At 61.6% G+C, this 19,206-nt stretch carries 19 protein-coding genes; 17 read left to right on the top strand and 2 right to left on the bottom strand.

Features of this window, described 5'->3' with window-relative positions; genetic code table 11:
* Positions 1–15: 15 nt before the first annotated feature.
* From KI614_RS01045 to KI614_RS01110, 14 genes are all read left to right on the top strand, one after another.
* Complete coding sequence (locus tag KI614_RS01045; protein ID WP_226407289.1) at positions 16–408, top strand: 5-carboxymethyl-2-hydroxymuconate Delta-isomerase; 393 nt, start codon at positions 16–18, stop codon at positions 406–408.
* Positions 409–428: 20 nt separating this feature from the next.
* On the top strand, positions 429–1,232 hold the full coding sequence (gene hpaH / locus KI614_RS01050; RefSeq protein ID WP_226407290.1) for a 2-oxo-hept-4-ene-1,7-dioate hydratase: 804 nt from the start codon (positions 429–431) through the stop codon (positions 1,230–1,232).
* Between the two features lie 22 nt (positions 1,233–1,254).
* On the top strand, positions 1,255–2,046 hold the full coding sequence (locus KI614_RS01055) for an aldolase/citrate lyase family protein (RefSeq protein WP_226409196.1): 792 nt from the start codon (positions 1,255–1,257) through the stop codon (positions 2,044–2,046).
* Between the two features lie 21 nt (positions 2,047–2,067).
* Positions 2,068–3,522 carry an NAD-dependent succinate-semialdehyde dehydrogenase gene (locus KI614_RS01060; RefSeq protein ID WP_226407291.1) on the top strand — a complete coding sequence of 485 codons (1,455 nt, stop codon included), beginning with the start codon at positions 2,068–2,070 and terminating at the stop codon, positions 3,520–3,522.
* Between the two features lie 119 nt (positions 3,523–3,641).
* Positions 3,642–4,847, top strand: a complete 1,206-nt coding sequence (locus KI614_RS01065) for a Bcr/CflA family multidrug efflux MFS transporter (RefSeq protein ID WP_226407292.1) — start codon at positions 3,642–3,644, stop codon at positions 4,845–4,847.
* A 24-nt stretch (positions 4,848–4,871) separates the two neighbouring features.
* Positions 4,872–5,915 (top strand): AraC family transcriptional regulator, encoded by a 1,044-nt coding sequence (locus tag KI614_RS01070; protein ID WP_226407293.1) that lies wholly within the window; start codon positions 4,872–4,874, stop codon positions 5,913–5,915.
* Between the two features lie 121 nt (positions 5,916–6,036).
* Complete coding sequence (locus KI614_RS01075) at positions 6,037–7,077, top strand: TRAP transporter substrate-binding protein (protein WP_226407294.1); 1,041 nt, start codon at positions 6,037–6,039, stop codon at positions 7,075–7,077.
* Between the two features lie 35 nt (positions 7,078–7,112).
* Entirely contained in the window at positions 7,113–7,874 is a 762-nt protein-coding gene (locus tag KI614_RS01080) for a class II aldolase/adducin family protein (RefSeq protein ID WP_226407295.1), read from the top strand.
* 121 nt (positions 7,875–7,995) lie between these two features.
* Positions 7,996–8,388, top strand: coding sequence for an MAPEG family protein (locus KI614_RS01085; protein ID WP_226407296.1), 393 nt, complete (start codon positions 7,996–7,998; stop codon positions 8,386–8,388).
* A 1-nt stretch (position 8,389) separates the two neighbouring features.
* Complete coding sequence (locus KI614_RS01090) at positions 8,390–9,634, top strand: MFS transporter (RefSeq protein ID WP_226407297.1); 1,245 nt, start codon at positions 8,390–8,392, stop codon at positions 9,632–9,634.
* Entirely contained in the window at positions 9,624–10,058 is a 435-nt protein-coding gene (locus KI614_RS01095; protein ID WP_203468279.1) for a GlcG/HbpS family heme-binding protein, read from the top strand. The genes KI614_RS01090 and KI614_RS01095 overlap by 11 nt, the downstream gene beginning before the upstream one ends.
* Positions 10,059–10,150: 92 nt before the next feature.
* The gene (locus KI614_RS01100) at positions 10,151–11,299 is read left to right on the top strand and encodes an acetylornithine transaminase (protein ID WP_413464167.1); all 1,149 of its coding nucleotides are present in this window, start codon (positions 10,151–10,153) and stop codon (positions 11,297–11,299) included.
* On the top strand, positions 11,296–11,745 hold the full coding sequence (locus KI614_RS01105) for a PaaI family thioesterase (protein ID WP_226407300.1): 450 nt from the start codon (positions 11,296–11,298) through the stop codon (positions 11,743–11,745). Before KI614_RS01100 ends, KI614_RS01105 begins: the two co-directional genes overlap by 4 nt.
* Before the next feature lie 108 nt (positions 11,746–11,853).
* Entirely contained in the window at positions 11,854–13,812 is a 1,959-nt protein-coding gene (locus KI614_RS01110) for an acetoacetate--CoA ligase (protein ID WP_226407302.1), read from the top strand.
* 15 nt (positions 13,813–13,827) lie between these two features.
* On the opposite strand, the gene KI614_RS01115 is transcribed toward KI614_RS01110, so the two are convergent.
* Together KI614_RS01115 and yegQ are read right to left on the bottom strand one after the other, a co-directional pair.
* Positions 13,828–14,946: an acyltransferase family protein gene (locus KI614_RS01115; RefSeq protein WP_226407304.1), complete on the bottom strand. Its 1,119-nt coding sequence runs from the start codon at positions 14,944–14,946 to the stop codon at positions 13,828–13,830.
* A gap of 69 nt (positions 14,947–15,015) precedes the next feature.
* The gene (yegQ, locus tag KI614_RS01120) at positions 15,016–16,287 is read right to left on the bottom strand and encodes a tRNA 5-hydroxyuridine modification protein YegQ (RefSeq protein ID WP_226407306.1); all 1,272 of its coding nucleotides are present in this window, start codon (positions 16,285–16,287) and stop codon (positions 15,016–15,018) included.
* A 36-nt stretch (positions 16,288–16,323) separates the two neighbouring features.
* Between yegQ and rng the strand changes: the two genes are divergently transcribed.
* The 3 genes from rng to KI614_RS01135 all read left to right on the top strand — a co-directional run bounded on the left by rng (position 16,324) and on the right by KI614_RS01135 (position 19,184).
* Complete coding sequence (gene rng, locus KI614_RS01125; protein ID WP_203468285.1) at positions 16,324–17,775, top strand: ribonuclease G; 1,452 nt, start codon at positions 16,324–16,326, stop codon at positions 17,773–17,775.
* A gap of 21 nt (positions 17,776–17,796) precedes the next feature.
* Complete coding sequence (locus tag KI614_RS01130) at positions 17,797–18,675, top strand: dienelactone hydrolase family protein (RefSeq protein WP_226407308.1); 879 nt, start codon at positions 17,797–17,799, stop codon at positions 18,673–18,675.
* A gap of 74 nt (positions 18,676–18,749) precedes the next feature.
* Positions 18,750–19,184 (top strand): ProQ/FINO family protein, encoded by a 435-nt coding sequence (locus KI614_RS01135; protein WP_203468315.1) that lies wholly within the window; start codon positions 18,750–18,752, stop codon positions 19,182–19,184.
* Positions 19,185–19,206 lie beyond the last annotated feature (22 nt).

Here is a 19,206-nt window from a genome sequence, read left to right on the forward strand (position 1 = left end):
ACCAAGGAGCAAGGAATGCCCCATCTGATCTTTGAAGTGACCGACAACCTCGACGTGGCCGAAGCCGACGTCAGGAGCCTGTTGAAAAAAGCCAACCAGGTGTTGATTGACCAGGGTGGGGTGTTCCCGATCGGCGGCATCCGTTCCCGCGTCGTCTGGCTGCACGATTACTGTGTGGCTGACGGCACGGTGGACGATGCCTTCGTGCATGTCACGCTGAAAATCGGTGGTGGACGCAGCGAAGAAGCCAAAAAGAAAGCCGGCGACGAGCTGTTCGCAATGATCTGCGCGCACTTCGCCGCCATTTACGCAAAGCGCACGCTGGCTTTGTCGATGGAAATCGTCGAGTTCAGCGAATCAGGGACCTGGAAGCAAAACAATATCCACGCCCGTTACAAGAAGACTTAAGCCCACCAAGAGGAATGACCATGCTTAGCCAGGACATCATCGAAGCCACCGCGCGTCGCTTCCACGAAGCCGAAAAGACCCGCCAGCAGATCCGCCAGATTTCGCTGGATTACCCGGAAATCACCATTCCCGACGCCTACGCGATCCAGAAGGCCTGGGTCGACATGAAGATCGCCGAAGGGCGCAAGATCGTCGGCCACAAGATCGGCCTGACCTCGCGCGCCATGCAGATGTCGTCGCAGATCAACGAGCCGGATTACGGCACGCTGCTCGATGACATGGTCTTTGCCGACGGCGGCGAAATCCCGGTCGACCGCTTCATCGTGCCGATGATCGAGGTCGAGCTGGCCTTCATCCTCAAGGATCGTCTCGAAGGCGAAAACGTCAGCATGCTCGACGTGCTCTCCGCCACCGACTATGTGATTCCGGCGCTCGAACTGATCGATGCCCGTTCGCAGCGCATCGACCCGGAAAGCAAGCGGCCGCGCAAGGTCTTCGACACCATTTCGGATAATGCCGCCAACGCCGGCATCATCATGGGCGGCCGCCCGGTCAAGCCGATGGACATCGACCTGCGCTGGGTCTCGGCGCTGCTTTACCGCAACGGCGTGATCGAGGAAACCGGCGTCGCCGCCGGCGTGCTGAATCACCCGGCGAACGGCATCTCCTGGCTGGCCAAGCGTTTTGCACCGCATGGCGTGGCGCTCGAACCGGGCCAGATCATCCTGGCCGGTTCCTTCACGCGGCCGGTGCCGGCCAGCCGTGGCGACACCTTCCATGTCGATTACGGCCCCCTCGGCAATATCACCTGCCGTTTTGTCTGAAAAACAGGAGTCGACCGTGCAGATGCCCCGCAATACCTTCAAGCGTGCGCTCGCCGCCCGCGAAACGCAGATCGGCCTGTTCCTCGGCCTGGCCAACGCCTACACCGCCGAAATCGTTGCCACCACCGGCTTCGACTGGCTGCTGATCGATGGCGAGCACGGTCCGAACGACCTGCGCAGCATCATCGAGCAACTGCAGGCGCTGGCGCCGTACCCGGTCAAGCCGGTCGTGCGCACCGTCGACCACGACGTCGCCCGCATCAAGCAATTGCTCGATGGCGGCGTCCAGACGCTGATGGTGCCGATGGTCGAAACCGCCGCCGATGCCGAAAAGCTGGTCCGCGCCATGCGCTACCCGCCGCACGGCATCCGCGGCGTCGGCACGGCGATGGCGCGCGCTGCCCGCTGGAACGGCGTCGAAGGCTACTTCGCCCACGCTGACCAGGAAATGTGCCTGATCGTGCAGATCGAATCGACGGCTGGCCTGGCCGGCCTCGACGATATCCTCAAGGTTGAGGGCGTCGACGCGGTGTTCATTGGCCCGTCCGACCTGGCCGCTTCGATGGGCCATCTTGGTAATCCGGGGCACGCCGAGGTCAAGGCGGCGGTTGCCGCTGCGATCGGCAAGATCTCGGCCGCCGGCAAGGCGGCGGGCGTGTTCTCGGCTGATCCGGCTGCGGCGGAGGCTTATCGCGAAATGGGGGCGAGCTTCCTGCTGGTCGGCGTCGATGCCCTGTTGCTGCGCAATTCGGCGGTGGCACTGGCCGACAAATTCAAGAAAGCCGACGCAGCCAAGAGCGGCGCGGCCTACTAAAACAACAAAGGAGAACAGAACATGCTGGTCTTGAAAGACACCAACCTGCTGCGCCAGGCTTGCTACATCAACGGCGCCTGGGTCGCCGCCGACGCCGGTGAGACCTTTCCCGTTACCAACCCGGCGACCGGCGAAACCATCGCCAGCGTGCCGCGTTGCGGCGCCGCCGAGACCGAGCGCGCCATCGCCGCTGCCGACGAAGCCCTGAAAACCTGGCGCGAAACCACCGCCGCCGAGCGTTCGCGCATCCTGCGTCGCTGGTTCGACCTGCTGATGACGCACCAGGACGACCTCGCCGCGCTGATGACCGCCGAGCAGGGCAAGCCGCTGGCCGAGGCCAAGGGCGAAATCGCCTACGCCGCCGCCTACATCGAGTGGTTCGCCGAGGAAGCCAAGCGCGCTTACGGAGAAGTCATTCCGTCGCCGTTCAAGGATCGTCAGCTGGTCGTCACCAAGGAGCCGGTCGGTGTCTGCGCCGCGATCACGCCGTGGAACTTCCCGTCGGCCATGATCACCCGCAAGGTTGCCCCGGCACTGGCTGCCGGCTGCACCATCATCTTGAAGCCGGCCGAGCAGACACCGCTGTCGGCGCTCGCTCTGGCTGAACTGGCCGAACGTGCCGGCGTACCGGCCGGTGTGTTCAGCGTGGTGACCGGCAAGGCGTCGGCCATCGGTGGCGTGATGACGGCCAGCCCGATCGTCCGCAAGCTGACTTTCACCGGCTCGACCCCCATCGGTCAGTTGCTGATGCAGCAGTGCGCCGGCACGGTCAAGAAGATGTCGCTCGAACTCGGCGGCAATGCGCCTTTCATCGTCTTCGACGACGCCGATCTCGATGCTGCGGTGGCTGGTGCGCTTGCCTCCAAGTACCGCAACGCCGGCCAGACCTGTGTCTGTTCCAACCGCTTCCTGGTCCAGGATGGTGTCTATGATGCCTTCGCCGCCAAGCTGGCGACGGCCGTTGCCGGTCTGAAGGTCGGGCACGGTACGGAGGAGGGCGTCACGCAAGGCCCGCTGATCGATGATGCAGCGATCAACAAGGTCGAGGAACTGGTCAAGGACGCCGTCGACAAGGGCGCCCGCATCGTCACCGGCGGCAAGCGCCACGCGCTGGGTCGCACCTGGTACGAGCCGACCATCCTGGCCGATGTGACGACCGGCATGGCGGTGGCCAAGGAAGAAATCTTCGGGCCGGTCGCGCCGTTGTTCCGCTTCAAGACCGAAGCCGAAGCGGTACACATGGCTAACGACACCGAATTCGGTCTGGCCGCCTACTTCTTCTCCAAGGATCACGGCCGTGTCTGGCGCGTTTCCAAGCAGCTCGAATACGGCATGGTCGGCGTCAATACCGGCCTGATCTCGACCGAAGTTGCCCCGTTCGGTGGCGTCAAGATGTCCGGCGTTGGCCGTGAAGGCTCCAGCCATGGGCTCGACGAGTACATGGAAACCAAGTACCTCGCTCTAGGCGGCTTGTAATTGGCGCCACGGAATTTGCCTCTTTTCCCGCGTCGACCGTATCCGACGGTCGACCGGCGAATTTGGGCAGATTCCGCGCTTTCCGGTAGGCTTCGTCCTGTTTCACTGATTTTCGAACCATGAACCCTTCCGCTATCGATCCGGCCCGCGAGGGCCGTTTTATTTTGTTGCTCGGTGCGCTGGTCGCTTTCGGGCCGCTGGCCATCGACCTTTACCTGCCGGCTTTGCCGGCTATTGCCAGCAACCTGGTGGCCTCGGCCGAAGCCGTGCAGTTGTCGATTACCGTTTTCCTCGCCGGCTTTTCGCTGGGCATGCTGTTCTATGGGCCGATTTCCGACCGTTACGGCCGGCGCACGGTGATGCTCTCCGGCATCGCGCTGTTTGCCGCGGCCAGCCTGGCTTGCATGCTGGCGACGGCGGTCGAGCAGTTGATCGTCGCGCGCTTCGTCCAGGCGCTGGGCGGCGGCGCGGCCTCGGTGCTGGCGCGGGCCGTGGTGCGCGATGTTTATGCCCCGACCGAGGCGATCCGCAAGCTTTCCCTGATGGCCATGGTGACGGCGATTGCGCCGCTGCTGGCACCGCTGCTCGGCAGCCTGCTGCTCGTCCAGTTCGGCTGGCGCGGCACCTTCGCTGCCGTCGTGCTGTGGGGCGTGCTCAGCCTGGTGGTTGTCTGGTTCCAGTTACCGGAAACCCTGCCGCCCGAACGGCGCGGTCAACTGCCGCTGGGCCGTGCTTTTGCCATCTACGGCAGTTTTCTGATCGATCCTGTGGCGCTGGGTCTGTTGTTGGCCGGCGGCATGTCCTTCGCCGCGATGTTTGCCTACATTACGGCCAGCCCGTTTTATTTCATCGAACTGCACGGTTTTTCGCCCTTCGCCTACAGCGTGCTTTTTGCGAGCAATGCGGTCGGCATTTTTGCCGCCAATTTCGTCAATAGCCGCCTGGTCAAGCGCCGGGGGCCGGCGCTGATGGCCGGTGTCGGCTGTAGCCTGGGTTTTGCCGGGGCGCTGCTGTTATGGGCGGCGACGGGATTTGAGGGGGCCTTGCCGGCGGTGATTCTCGGTCTGTTTGTCGTGGTCAGCATGACCGGTTTGCTGGGGGCCAATTGTGTCGGCTTGTTGATGGCGCGTTATCCGCAGAACGCCGGTGCGGCTGCCGCGCTGTTCGGGGCCAGCCAGTTCGGTCTCGGCATGCTGGCCAGCGCAACGGTCAGCTATGTTCACAGCCCGGACGGCCGGGGCATGGCCTGGGTCATCGTCGTGGTGTCGGGCTTTGCGCTGCTCGGCTGGCTGGTCTTCCGAAGGTACGGCGAACGTCGCCAATAGTCTGGAATGGCACGGAGGGACGACATGAAGGCTGGTTTATCCCGGGACGTTGATACCCCTCTGACCAACGAAACCCGATATCTCGGCGTGCGTGCCGAACATGCGCTGGGCCATCCTGATGCGACGCTGTTCAGTCTTGATGTCGATGAAGCCTCGAATCGGCTCTCCGACGTCTACAACAGCAATCGATTGCGTCTGGCCGGGTGCCCGCAGGATTTCAGGATGCGGCTGCGGACTTCGAAGATCGGCTGCCTCGGCCTGGCGACGCTGTCATTCGGTACTGAAATTGAAATCGAGCAGTCCGGCGATCGCCCTTTTGTCCTGGTGACGACCCAGATCAGCGGCAATTCACGGGTAACGACGCGGGCCGGGACGGCGGATGGTGGTCGCGGTTTCGTGGTGGTCGATTCGGCAGGTCAACTGGTCAGCAAGCGTTTCAGTGCCGATAGCGAGCGTTGCAATGTGCGCGTCGAGCAGGCGGCGCTTGATGCCAAATGTGCGGCCTTGCTGGACCGCCCGCTGGACCAGCCATTGTGTTTCTCGCCGTTTGGTTCCAACAACGGTCAGGTTGAACGCCGCTGGATCGGTTTGCTGCAGATGTTGCTCGGCTATGTCGGGATGCCGCTGCCGGCGAATGCCGGGCCGATCATCCACAATCTCGAAGAAGCGGTACTGCTGCATCTGCTGCTTGAACACGAACACTCGTACAGCGACGACTTGCGCCACGCTACAGGCAGTCTCGCGCCACGTCATGTCAAACGGGCCGAAGATTATATCCGGGCGCATGCCCGCGAAACCCTGAGCCTGGAGCGGATTGCCGAGGCTGTCGGTTGCAGCATCAGAACCCTGTGCGACGGCTTTCACAAGGCACGTGGAACGACGCCGATGAATTTCCTGCGCCAGGTGCGTATGGCCGGTGTGCGCAGCGATTTGCAGGGTGGGGCGCAGCCCGGTGGTATTTCCGGCATCGCCCTGGCCTGGGGCTTCAATCATCTGGGGCGATTTTCAGCCGATTATCGTCGTTCCTTCGGTGAATCTCCCTCGGAAACCCTGCGTCGGGGTGGCTGAGACAAAATCCGCCGGATGCGGATAAGCGCTGCCGGATCCGGATAGTTACCGGTTGGGCGTCTTCCTATGATGTGCCGGTGGGCTTGCAGCCCATCGTGCAAACAACATAAGGAGACACCCCATGAGAATTTCATTATCCCGCCGCCTGCTTGTCGCTGCTGCGACCCTGGCGGCCGCCCAGAGCGCTCACGCCCAGGACGTTACGTTCCGGATTGCCCATTTTCTGCCGGCCGTCGCTTCGACCCAGAAAATCGTGCTGCAGCCGTGGTGCGACGAAATGGGACAGCTATCGAGCGGCCGCATCAAATGCCAGTTCTACCCGTCGATGCAACTCGGCGGTACGCCTGCCCAGCTGGCCGATCAGGTCAAGAACGGCGTGGCCGACATTGCCTGGACGGCGCCGGGCTATTCGACCGGACGTTTCCCGAAAACCGAAGCCCTCGAACTGCCCGGTGTGCTGCCCCTCGGCGGACTGGCCGGCGGGCGCGCCATCTGGGATTTTTTCGGACAGCACCTGAAGGATGAATACAAGGATTACAAGGTCCTGGCCATGCATGGCGATGGCGGCATGAATATCCATACGGCCAGCAAGGCGCTGGCCACGGTGGAGGATTTCAAGGGCGTCAAGTTGCGTTCGCCGAACCGGACGATTGCCCGGACCCTGACGGCATTGGGAGCAACGCCGGTGGCCATGCCGCCGGCTCAGGTGACCGAAGCCATTGCCAAAGGGGTCGTGGATGGCGCTTCGGCCGTCTGGGAGGTGATGTTGCCGACCAAGCTCGATGAGGTCACCAAGTTCCATTTCGAGACGCCCGCCGACCGCCCGGTGATGGGCGCTACCGTGCTGGTCTTGCTGATGAACAAGCAGAAGTACGAAGCCCTGCCGGCCGACCTCAAGGCCATCATCGACAAGACTTCAGGTGCGCAACTGGTCGAGCGTTACGGCAAGGCGTGGGATGAGGCATCGATTGCTGCCCGCAACAAGATCAAATCGGCCCCCGGACACACGTTGACCGTGGTATCCGGTGCGAAATACGACGCCATCCTGAAGCAGGCCGAAGTGGTTGAGAAGGAATGGCTGGCCGACGCCAAGAGCAAAGGCATCAATGGCGAAGCCCTAGTCGCCGCGGCGCGTGCCGCCGCCCGCAAGCAGTCGAACTGAAGCCGTTCATCACAGAGATACAGAGGAGCAAAACCATGAGCAAGTACTACGATCATCCCCAGCGTTTCAGCCAGGAAGAGTGGAATGCCCGCGTCAAGCTGGCCTGCGTCTATCGCATTTTTGCCTATCTCGGCTGGGACGAGCTGATCTACAACCATATCTCGCTGCGTGTGCCGGGGCCGGACAAGCATTTTCTGATCAACCCGTTCGGCCTGCATTACAAGGATGTCTGCGCCTCCAATCTGGTCAAGGTCGATATCAAGGGAAACATCATCGGTCACTCGGACTGGCCGATCAATCCGGCCGGTTTCACCTTCCATTCGGCCATCCACGACAAGGTGGCGGAAGGTCATTGCGTGATGCATGTGCACACGACGGCGACGCAGGCGGTCTGCTGCCTGAAGGATGGTTTGTCGTACAGCAATTTTTACGCCGCACAGCTGTACGGGAAAATTGCCTGGCATGAGTTCGAGGGAATTACCGTCCATCTCGATGAAGGCGAACGTATCCTGGCCAGTGCCGGCGACAAGCCAGTGCTGATGCTGCGCAACCACGGTCCGGTGGTGATCGGTTCAACGCTGGCGCAGGCTTTTTCACTGATGTGGCTGGTCAATCGGGCCTGTGAAATCCAGCTTGCCTCGCAGTCGATGGGCGCCGTGGTCGATATTCCCGAGCCGGTACTCAAGAAATGCGTTGCCGATTCGCTGAACTTCGATCCCAAATACGGCGCCGGCGAAGATGCGTTGGCCGCGCTGACCCGGATCATCGACCGGATCGATCCCTCCTACCGGAACTGATCTGACCAACGGTTGCCTGGCAAGTCACTGGGGCAGACGAGAGGGGTTGATTCACGTTAATATATTAGTGAAATCGACAGTGCGTCGGCACTGTCGCCCCTTTTTCCATTCAGGCCATGCCATGAACTCTGTTGTTGTATTTTGTACTGCCGCCCTCGGCGCCTTGTTGTTCCTGCTGGGTCTGGCTGTCTCGATCATGCGTTTTCGCAGCGGCATCGGTGCCGGTCCGTCGGAGGATCGCAATTCGACACTGAACAAGCTGATCCGGGCGCATGCCAATACGGCGGAGTTTGCCCCGTTCCTGGCCGTGCTTTTTCTCTATTTCGGCTGGCGCGGGCCCTCAGCGCTGGTCATCAATCTGATCATCGCGGTCACGCTCTGCCGCTTCCTGCTGGTCATCGGCCTGGTGGCCTGGCCCAGCATGGGGCGGCCCAATCCGGCCCGTTTTATCGGTGCGCTTGGGACGTATCTGCTGGGCAGCGCACTTTGCGTTGCCATGCTGGCAGGTCTCTAGAATGGCGTTGCCGGCCGGCATGCGGGCGCTGGCCCATCGCAACTTCCGGCTCTATTTTGCCGGGCAGGCGATTTCCATCCTCGGTTCATGGATTCAGCAGGTGGCGCTCGCCTGGCTGGTCTACCGATTGACCGGGTCGGCGGCACTGCTCGGTATCACAGCTTTCTGCGGCCTGATTCCGCAGTTGCTGGTCGGCCCGCTGGCTGGCGCATGGATCGACAAGCACGACAAGAAAAAATGGCTGGTCGGCGTCCAGTCGCTGATGGCCGTACAGGCATTCGTGCTGGCCGGTTTGTGCTGGCTGGACTGGATCAGTCCCGGATTCATCATTTGCATGGCGTTGATCCTCGGTGTCCTGAGCAGCTTCGATGCGCCCTTGCGCCAATCGCTGATCGGCAGCTTTGTCGGTAGTCGGGATGATCTGCCCAACGCGCTGGCGCTGAATGCCATGCTGTTCAACGCGGGGCGTTTTATTGGTCCGCCGATTGCCGGGCTATTGCTTGGCCTGACGTCGGAGGCGTTTTGCTTCGCGATCAATGCTTTTTCCTTCATGGCATTGATCGCTGCCATCCTGTGCGTTCGCAGCCAGCCGCCCTTGCGTGCCAAGGGGTCGGTCGGCGAGGTTTTCAAGGAAGGCGTCATGTTTGCCTGGCGCACCTGGGTGGTCCGCATGCTGATCCTCACCCTGATCGCCTTGAATCTGACCGCCTCGGCCTACGCCGTGCTGTTGCCGGTTTTCGCCCGTGATGTGTTTGCCGGCGATGCCACGACGCTCGGCTGGTTGTGGGGCGCAGCCGGGTGCGGTGCCTTTGCATCAACGATTTTCCTGGCGACCCGCAGGTCGGCGCCGGCCATCGTGTCAGCCGTGGTTGCCGGCGTGCTGATCAGTGCCGTCTCACTGCTTGTCTTCGCAACAACAACCTGGCTGCCGCTCGCGCTGGGGGGCATGGTGGGGATCGGTTTCGGCATTTCGGTGTGCAATGTCGGCATCAACATGGTGCTGCAAAGCACTGCGCCGGAAGCCTTGCGCGGACGCATCGTTTCTTTCTTCACCTCCGCCCGTTTTGGCTTCGATGCCCTGGGCGGTTTGCTGGCCGGTTTTGTTGCGGCCGGTTTTGGCGCCGGGCATACCCTGCTGGCTGAAGGCTGCGTGCTGTTATTGTTTGTCGTTTTCCTGTTTACCCGCCGGCAGCGTCTGCAGGTCCAGATTGCTGCGGCCCATCAAGGAGCCCAGGATGGCCATTGAAATGATTGCTTCCCTCGATCTCGGCGCAGCCGACGAAATTGCTGCCCTGGCCTTGGCCGAGGCCGCCAGGGCGGGGGTCAATATCTGCGTTGCGGTGGTCGACCGTGCCGGTTATCCGCTGGTCTTCAAGCGCCAGCAGGGAGCGCCGTTCCACGCCATCGACATTGCGCTCGACAAGGCCTACACGGCGGTCAGCTTCGGCTTTGCGACCGGCAAGTGGGACAAGCGGCTGGCCGAGGGCAGCGAAATGCTGCGTCATGGCTTGATGCAGCGTGAGCGTTTCGTCAGTTTCGGCGGTGGCTTGCCGATCAAGCTGGGGGGCGCGCGGGTTGGCGCTCTTGGTATTTCGGGGGGCAGCGAAGCTCAGGATGTCGCTTTTGGCGAAGCGGCGCTGGCTGCCTGGCAGGAAAATCAGCCGCTGTAATCAGCCTGTTTTGATTCACAACGTATACTTCGTTTTTTCACTTACTTCTGGAGCCAGACATGCAGTACGGCGCGTATTCAACGGATTCCCTGATGAGCATCACCCACCGTCCCGACCTGGTTTTCGAGCGCGGTGAAGGTTCCTGGCTCTACGACCATCAGGGCAAGGCCTACCTGGATTTCATCCAGGGTTGGGCGGTGAATACCCTGGGCCACTGCCCGCCGGAAATTGCTGCTGCACTGGTTGAGCAGGCCGGTAAACTGATCAATCCGAGCCCGGCTTTCTACAACGGCCCGATGGTCGAACTGGCCGGGCTGCTGACGGCCAACTCGGCCTTCGACCGCGTTTTCTTTGCCAATACCGGGGCCGAGGCCAACGAAGGCGCCATCAAGCTGGCCCGCAAATGGGGGCGCCTCAACAAAGGTGGTGCTCACGAAATCATTACCTTCGACCATTCCTTTCACGGGCGTACGCTGGCAACCATGTCGGCCTCCGGCAAGGCTGGCTGGGACACGCTCTACGCGCCTCAGGTGCCGGGCTTCCCGAAGGCGGTCTACAACGACCTGGCCTCGGTCGAGGCGCTGATCGGGCCGAACACGGTGGCTGTCATGCTTGAGCCGGTCCAGGGCGAGGGCGGGGTGATCCCGGCTGAAATCGAATTTCTCTGCGCCTTGCGCCAACTGACGACGCAGCATGGCATCCTGCTGATCGTCGATGAAGTACAAACCGGCATGGGGCGTACCGGCAAGCTGTTTGCCTACCAGCACGCCGGGATTGAACCGGACATCATGACGCTGGGCAAGGGTATCGGTGGCGGCGTGCCGCTGGCGGCCTTGCTTGCCCGTGAAGCAATCTGCTGTTTCGAGCCGGGCGACCAAGGCGGGACCTATAACGGAAATCCGTTGATGACCGCCGTGGGCGTTGCCGTCATGCAACGTTTACTGGCGCCCGGCTTCCTCGCCGGGATCGAGGCGCGCGGGCAGTATCTGTCCGAACGCCTGCTGGCCTTGTCGGCCAAGCACGGCCTCAAGGGCGAACGTGGCGTCGGCCTGTTGCGGGCCCTGGTGCTGGCTGACGAGCGCGGCCCGGAGATTGTTCGCCAGGCGCTGACATGCAGCCCGAAGGGCTTGCTGCTCAATTCGCCGCGTCCGAATCTGCTGCGTTTCATGCCGGCACTGAATGTCAGCGAGGCTGAAATCGATTTGATGATCAGCATGCTGGACGGCTTTCTAGCGCAATGAGCGAGCATCCGGAACGGGCGATTGTTCGTCGCGCCATCGATGAGCAATTGACCGGGCTGCCTGTCACGACCAATCCGCTGGCCATTTTGTTGAACATGCGGATACTGGCGGCGCGGGATGCCTGGGTCCGGATCGGCTATACGCCGCCGGAGTGCCTGACGCAAGGGAATCAGGTGGTGCAGGGCGGGATCATTTCAGCCATGCTCGATTTCGGGATGATTTTCGCTGCCTTTTCGAAAGCGCCGGCCGATGCAACGCTGGCGACCGTTGCGCAGACCACCAACTATTTCCGGGCAGCCAGCATGGGCGAGCTGACTGTCGAGGCGGAACTGGAAAAGGTCGGGCGCAGGCTGATCAACGCCCGTGCTTCCCTGTTTGGCCCCGATCACGTCCTGTTGGCCAGTGCCTCTGCACCCATTGCCGTAATCCCGCTGCCCCGGGCCTGAGCCGGAAAGTGTCCGGCCGACGACAGTCGACCGTGGCACTTGCTGGTATCTTCCTGATCAATATCCGCTCAGGCAAGCTGACCCGGAACAAAAAATACAGGAGACAACATGACTTACCAGATCGACAGCCAACCCTTGTGGCAACCCACGCCGGCGCAGGTTTCGGCAACGCGCATGGCCGCGCTGATGGGCGAAACCGGCCAGGCGACCTATGCCGAATTGTGGCAATGGTCGGTCGACCAGCCGGAAGCGTTCTGGTCGAAAATCTGGGATTTTTGCGGTGCAGTCGGTGAAAAAGGCAGTGAAATCCTGGTCGACCGCGACAAGATGCCGGGCGCTCGCTGGTTCCCGCAGGCCCGCCTGAATTTTGCCGAAAACCTGCTGCAGAAGCGCGATGACAGCGATGCCCTGGTTTTCTGGGGTGAAGACAAGGTCAAGCGCCGTCTGTCGCGCGCCGCGCTCTATACCGAGGTGGCCCGCTTCCAGCAATTCCTGATTTCTGCCGGGGTCGGCGAGGGCGACCGGGTGGCCGGTTTCCTGCCCAATCTGCCGGAAACGCTGGTCGCCATGCTGGCTGCGACTTCGCTCGGCGCAATCTGGTCGTCGGCATCGCCTGATTTTGGCGTGCAGGGCGTGCTTGACCGCTTTGGCCAGATCGAGCCCAAGGTGCTGATCTGCGTCGATGGTTACTGGTACAACGGCAAGCCGGTCGATTGCCTGGAAAAGAACGCCGAGGTCGTTGCCTGCATGCCGTCGCTGCTCAAGACTGTCGTCGTGCCGTATCTGGCCACGCAGCCGGCGATCGGGGGCATGGCCAATGCCTTGTGCTGGAGTGACTTGCCTGCGGTCGACGCCGGAAAATCGGTGATTTTCAATCGCGTTGCGTTCAATCACCCGCTGTTCATCATGTTCTCCAGCGGCACCACCGGTGTGCCGAAGTGCATCGTTCATTGCCACGGCGGCGTGCTACTGCAGCATCTGAAGGAACATCAACTGCACAGCGATGTGCGGCCGGGCGACCGTCTGTTTTATTTCACGACTTGCGGCTGGATGATGTGGAACTGGCTGATTTCCGGTCTGGCTTGCGGTGCGACGCTGCTGCTTTATGACGGCTCGCCGTTTGCCGCCAAGGGCAAGGTACTGTTCGACTATGCCGAAGCCGAGCAAATGACGCATTTCGGTACCTCGGCCAAGTTCATCGATGCCGCCGCCAAGCTAGGCCTGACGCCGGGCAAGACGCACAATCTGGCGGCCTTGCGCGCCATGTTCTCGACCGGCAGTCCGCTCAGTCCGGAAGGTTTCGACTGGGTCTATCGCGAAATCAAGGCCGACATCCTGCTCGCCTCGATTTCCGGCGGCACCGATATCGTCTCCTGCTTCGTGCTCGGCAACCCGGTGTTGCCGGTCTATCGCGGCGAAATCCAGTGTCGTGGCCTGGGCATGGCGGTTGATGTGTACGACGATGCCGGCCGTCCGGTGCGTTCGGAAAAGGGCGAGCTGGTCTGCGCCAAGCCCTTCCCGGTGATGCCGGTCGGATTCTGGAACGACACGGATGGCAGCAAGTACCGCGCAGCGTATTTCGAGCGTTTCGACAACATCTGGTGCCACGGCGATTTTTCCGAAATCACCGCGCACGACGGCGTGATCATCTACGGCCGTTCGGATGCGACGCTGAATCCCGGCGGTGTGCGGATCGGTACGGCAGAAATCTACCGCCAGGTCGAGCAGTTGCCGGAAATTCTCGAATCGCTGGTCATCGGCCAGGACTGGCCACCGGGCAAGAACGACGACGTGCGCGTCGTGCTCTTCGTCAAGCTGCAGGAAGGGCTGGAGCTCGATGCCGGGCTGATCGAGCGGGTCAAGCAGCAGATCAAGGCCAACACCACGCCGCGTCACGTACCGGCCAAGGTGGTTCAGGTAGCGGATATTCCGCGTACCAAGTCAGGCAAGATCGTCGAACTGGCCGTGCGCAATGTGGTGCATGAGCAGCCGGTCAAGAATGTCGAAGCGCTGGCCAATCCGGAGGCGCTTGAGTTCTTCCGTGGTCGGGCCGAACTGGCCGACTGAGTTGCTTGCCGCGCCTCAGGCGCGGCGTGCGAGCAGGGTGATCAGGGCCGTCAGGCCCGGCACCTTGCGTGCCATTTCCAGGGCTTTGCTGAAAATCCAGCTGAGTGCGGCAGTAATGCGCTTGCTGGCAGCCGGGCTTTCGATCCAGCGATAAAACAGCGTGGCCGAGATGATGCTCGCGGTCAACGCCAGCACGAGGCCCGAAACGGCGGCGCCGGTCGAGCTGAATTCCAGTTTGTTATACAAGCCGTTGGCCAGCAGCAGCACCGGGAAATGGACCAGGAACAGGGAGTAGGAAATCTGGCCCAAAAAGGCGAGCGGACGAATCGTCGGCCAGCTTTCGAGCAGGCCGGTCCGGCGGCTGAAGCCGAGCGTCAGGGCAACGACGAGGGCCAGCGCGATGCGCATGCGGAAATCGACGACCAGTGCCGCAATGGCGATGGTTGCGATGACGCCCAGCCAGGCCGACATTTGCCGGCGGTCCGAAGCCCACCAGGCTGCGGCGCCGAGGCCGTAGGAACCAAAGAAGTAGATGGCCCAGTTGTCCCAGCTGGCGTCGCGGTTGAGCCAGAACAGCGACACCGTCGCCAGGCCCAGAACCAGCGCCGGTGCCAGCAGACGGGTGCGCCCGGACCACAGCAGAACGGCAATCAGTGCAAAGAGCTGGAAATCGATGGCGATGTACCAGACCCCGGCTGACAGGGCATCAAAACCGAGCAGGCCTTGAAGCAGGAAAGCGTGTGCCAGCCACTGGTTGAACGTGGCGCGGGCCGGAACGGCCTCGTCGTCCATCCACTGGTCGGCGATGGCTGCAGCGGCAATGGCCAGGCCGATGGCGGCGAGGTACGGGACGACCAGGCGCAGGTAGCGCTTCCAGATCAGAGGCAATGGCGAGATGCGGAGTGCCTGCCCTTCCGGGGAAAGGGCGCGTGCGGCCAGGAAGCCGGCGACGACGAGAAAGACCTGAACTGCCATCCGGCCATATTCGTAGAACCAGCCGACGGTTGCCGGAAAAGCTTCGCGTACGGCGGCGGCCAGCGGGCCGTAGGACGAGAAATGGTTCAACAGGACAAGCAGGGCCGCAACTGCCTTGAGGGCATCGATTAGCGGCATACGGTTGGAGGTCGTACTCATGGCGCGCATATTACACTGAATTGCTGCGGTGCACAAGCGGCACCGCCTTGTTTTTTATAGATAAATTGATTAAACGAAGCGTGCGATGAAGGCGCCGTTCTGCGCTTCCGGCAACTCGACCCAAACCCGGTGGCCGCTGCCTGAGGCTACCGTCACCGGTTCGCCGGCCTTGTTTTCCATGCGTGCCAGTGTCCAGCTGGTGTTGCCGCTCGGGTGCACGCATTCGAGGCGGTCTCCCACGGTGAACTTGTTTTTCACCTCGATTTCCATCAGGCCGCGAGCCTTGTCGAATTGCACGGCATCGCCGACATAAAGGCTGCGGTCCGATTCCGAATGGCCGCGCAGATAGTTTTGATAGTCGGCGTCGTGGTGGCGTTGCAGGAAACCGTCGGTGTAGCCGCGATTGGCCAAGCCGTCGAGTTCGCGCAGTAGGTTCGGGTCGAGCGGGCGTCCGGCGACAGCGTCGTCAATGGCCTGGCGATAGGTCTGCGCGGTGCGCGCGACGTAGTAGGGGCTCTTGGTGCGGCCTTCGATCTTCAGCGAGTCGACGCCGATCTCGACCAGGCGCTGGACGTGCTCGATGGCCCGCAGGTCCTTGGAGTTCATGATGTAGGTGCCGTGCTCGTCTTCCTCGATCGGCATCAACTCGCCGGGGCGCTGGCGTTCTTCGAGCAGGATTTCCTGTTCCTGCTTGAGTAGTTGGGCCGGCTTGCCGTCGGAAGTGCTGACTTTGTAATCCCAGCGGCAGGAGTTGGTGCAACTGCCCTGGTTCGGATCGCGGTGGTTGAAATAGCCGGAGAGCAGGCAGCGGCCGGAATAGGCGATGCACAGCGCGCCATGGACGAAGACTTCAAGTTCGATATCCGGGCATTGCTGACGGATTTCGGCGACTTCTTCGAGCGACAGTTCGCGCGACAGGATGATGCGGGTCAGCCCCAGCTTCTTCCAGAAACGTACGGCGGCCCAGTTCACGGTATTCGATTGTACGGAAAGGTGGATTGCCTGATCCGGCCAAGCTTCGCGCACCATGTCGATGAGGCCGGGGTCGGACATGATCAGTGCGTCGGGCTTGAGCGCGATGACTGGTGCCATGTCGGCCAGGTAGGTGGTCAGCTTGGCGTTGTGCGGGAAGATGTTGCTGACGACGAAAAACTGCTTGCCGCGGGCGTGGGCTTCATCGATCCCTTCCTTCAGCGCATCGATCGTCCCGAAGCTGTTGTTGCGCACGCGCAGGCTGTAGCGGGGCTGGCCGGCATAGATCGCATCGGCGCCAAAATCGAAGGCGGTACGCATCATTTCGAGCGAGCCGGCTGGGGCGAGAAGTTCGGGCGCCTTGTGCATAGTAGAATCCAGAAAAAACCGCGAATTGTAGAGTGTATGTCCGAAGAAATACTGATCAATTTCACCCCGCAGGAGACACGCGTTGCCGTTATGCAACAGGGTGTTGTCCAGGAACTGCATATCGAGCGTACCGCCAGCCGCGGTCTGGTCGGCAATGTCTATCTCGGACGGGTTTGCCGTATTTTGCCGGGCATGCAGTCGGCATTCATCGATGTCGGCCTGGATCGCACGGCCTTCCTCCATGTGGCCGATATCTGGCAGCCGCGTGAGACGACGACCGAACGACCGATCGAGAAAATCCTGCACGATGGGCAGAGCATCGTTGTCCAGGTCGTCAAGGATCCGATCGGCACCAAGGGCGCGCGTTTGTCGACGCAGATTTCGATTGCCGGCCGGATGCTGGTTTATCTGCCGCAGGAAAAGCACATCGGGATTTCCCAGCGCATCGAGGCCGAGGCCGAGCGCGAAGCCTTGCGCGAGCGAATTACACGCCTGGTGCCGGCTGACGAGCCGGGTGGTTTCATCGTCCGGACCATGGCTGAAAATGCCTGCGATGCCGAGTTCGCCACCGACATCGCCTACCTGCGCAAGACCTGGGCCGATATTCGCGACAAGGCCAGAACTTCGGCGCCACCCAGCGTGCTGTATCAGGAGCTGTCGCTCGGCCAGCGGGTGTTGCGCGATTTCGTCAATCCGGAAACCAGCCGCATGGTCATCGACTCGCGGGAGAACTTCCAGAAACTGACCGCCTTTGCCGAGGAATACACGCCGGCGGTGCTGCCTTTGCTCGATCACTACACCGGCCAGCGACCGCTGTTCGACCTGCACGGGGTGGAAGAGGAAATCCAGAAGGCGCTGGCCCGGCGCGTCGATCTGAAATCGGGCGGCTACCTGATCATCGACCAGACCGAAGCGATGACGACCATCGACGTCAATACCGGTGGCTTTGTCGGCGTGCGCAACTTCGATGACACCATTTTCAAGACCAATCTCGAAGCGGCGGTGACCATCGCCCGCCAGCTGCGCCTGCGCAATCTGGGCGGCATCATCATTGTCGATTTCATCGACATGGAAAACGAAGAACACAAACGTGCCGTGCTCGATGAGTTCAACAAGGCGCTGGCGCACGATCACACGCGTCTCACGGTCAACGGCTTCACGGCCCTTGGTTTGGTCGAAATGACCCGCAAGCGGACGCGCGAATCGCTGGCCCACGTGTTGTGTCAGCCCTGTCCGACCTGTGGTGGGCGCGGCGAGGTCAAGACGGCGCGTACCGTGGCCTACGAAATCCTGCGCGAACTGCTGCGCGAAGCGCGTCAGTTCAATGCCCGCGAATATCGCATCCTGGCCGGCCCTGCCGTGGTCGACCTGTTCCTGGATGAAGAATCGCAATCCCTCGCCATGCTTTCCGACTTCATCGAAAAGCCGGTTTCGCTACAGTCGGAGCCGAGCTACTCACCCGAGCAGTACGACATCGTTTTGATGTAATGCTTTTTCAGGAGCCCATCCATGCCAGACACGCCCCCGGAATTCGACAGCCTTGTTCCTGCCCAGTCCTTTGATCGGCGGAGTTTCATCGTGACCAGCCTGGGGGCGGGGTTCGCTCTGGCGGTTCAGCCAGTGATGGCGCAAACCGCGATCAGCACCGATGTCGCCGGGCTGCTGGCCGGTGAGGTCAAGGTGCCGGTCAAGGGGGGCGAAATGGTCGCCTACCGTGCCACGCCGCAGGGCGTTGCCAAGGCGCCGGTGGTACTGGTGGTTTCCGAAATATTCGGTGTCCATGAATACATCAAGGATACCTGCCGGCGGCTGGCCAAGCTCGGTTACTGCGCCATTGCCCCGGAGCTTTTCGCACGTCAGGGCGATCCGCGCAGTTATGCCGGCATTCCGGAACTGATGGCCAATATCACCGGCAAAACGCCGGATGCGCAGGTGATGAGTGATCTTGATGCCTGCGTTGACTGGGCGGCGCAGCAAGGGGCGGATACCGACCGGCTGGCGATCACCGGTTTCTGCTGGGGAGGGCGCATTACCTGGCTGTACAGTGCGCACAATCCCCGCGTCAAGGCCGGGGTTGCCTGGTATGGCCGTCTGGTTGGCGCCGTCAATGAATTTACCCCTACGCATCCCACCGATCTGGTTGGTGAACTGAAAGCGCCGGTACTGGGGCTTTATGGGGGGCTGGATACCGGCATCCCGCTGGAAACAGTCGAAAAGATGGAAAAAGCGTTGGAGAAAGGTAGTCCTGTCGCACGTGCGTCACAGATTCACCTTTACGATAATGCGCCGCATGCCTTCCACGCCGATTACCGGCCGAGCTATCGCAAGGCTGAAGCGGAAGATGGCTGGTTGCGCATGTTGGCCTGGTTCCGCAAAAACCTTGTATAAAACCTTGTTATCCAGCGGGGCGGGGCGGGCTTCGTGCTACGCTTCGCGCCTTGATCAGAATTTGCTGCCCGAACATGACTACTGCTGAAACGACCCCCCAGGCGACGCCTGAAAAAACCATCGATGCACGTGCGTTGCTCAAGGAACTGCAAGTGCGCTACGACGTTTTTCGCAATTACAGCCCGTTGGCGATCGGCATTGACCGTCAGGTGCTGGCAGATCAGCCGACGCTGGAAAAGAAAGCCCTGCGCCTGGCGATGCGTAGCCACACGATGGCAACCCGCTACCTGAAGGAAATGGAAAAGGCGACGCAGCGCTTCAATCTGGATGGCACGCCTGCTGGCGAGGTCAGCGAAGAGCAGCGTACGCACGCTTCCGAACTGTTGCGTGAACGCTTCAAGAAGCAGGTCGAGCAGCGCAAGGCGGTCGAGGCTGCGGCCAAGGCAGAGCAGCGCCGGACGGAAAAGCTCAACGAGCTGGCAGAGAAATTCGGTCGTAAAGACCGCTAACTGCGTTGTTTACCGGCGCGAT

The sequence above is a fragment of the Dechloromonas denitrificans genome, assembly GCF_020510665.1.
Classification (GTDB): domain Bacteria; phylum Pseudomonadota; class Gammaproteobacteria; order Burkholderiales; family Rhodocyclaceae; genus Azonexus; species Azonexus denitrificans_B.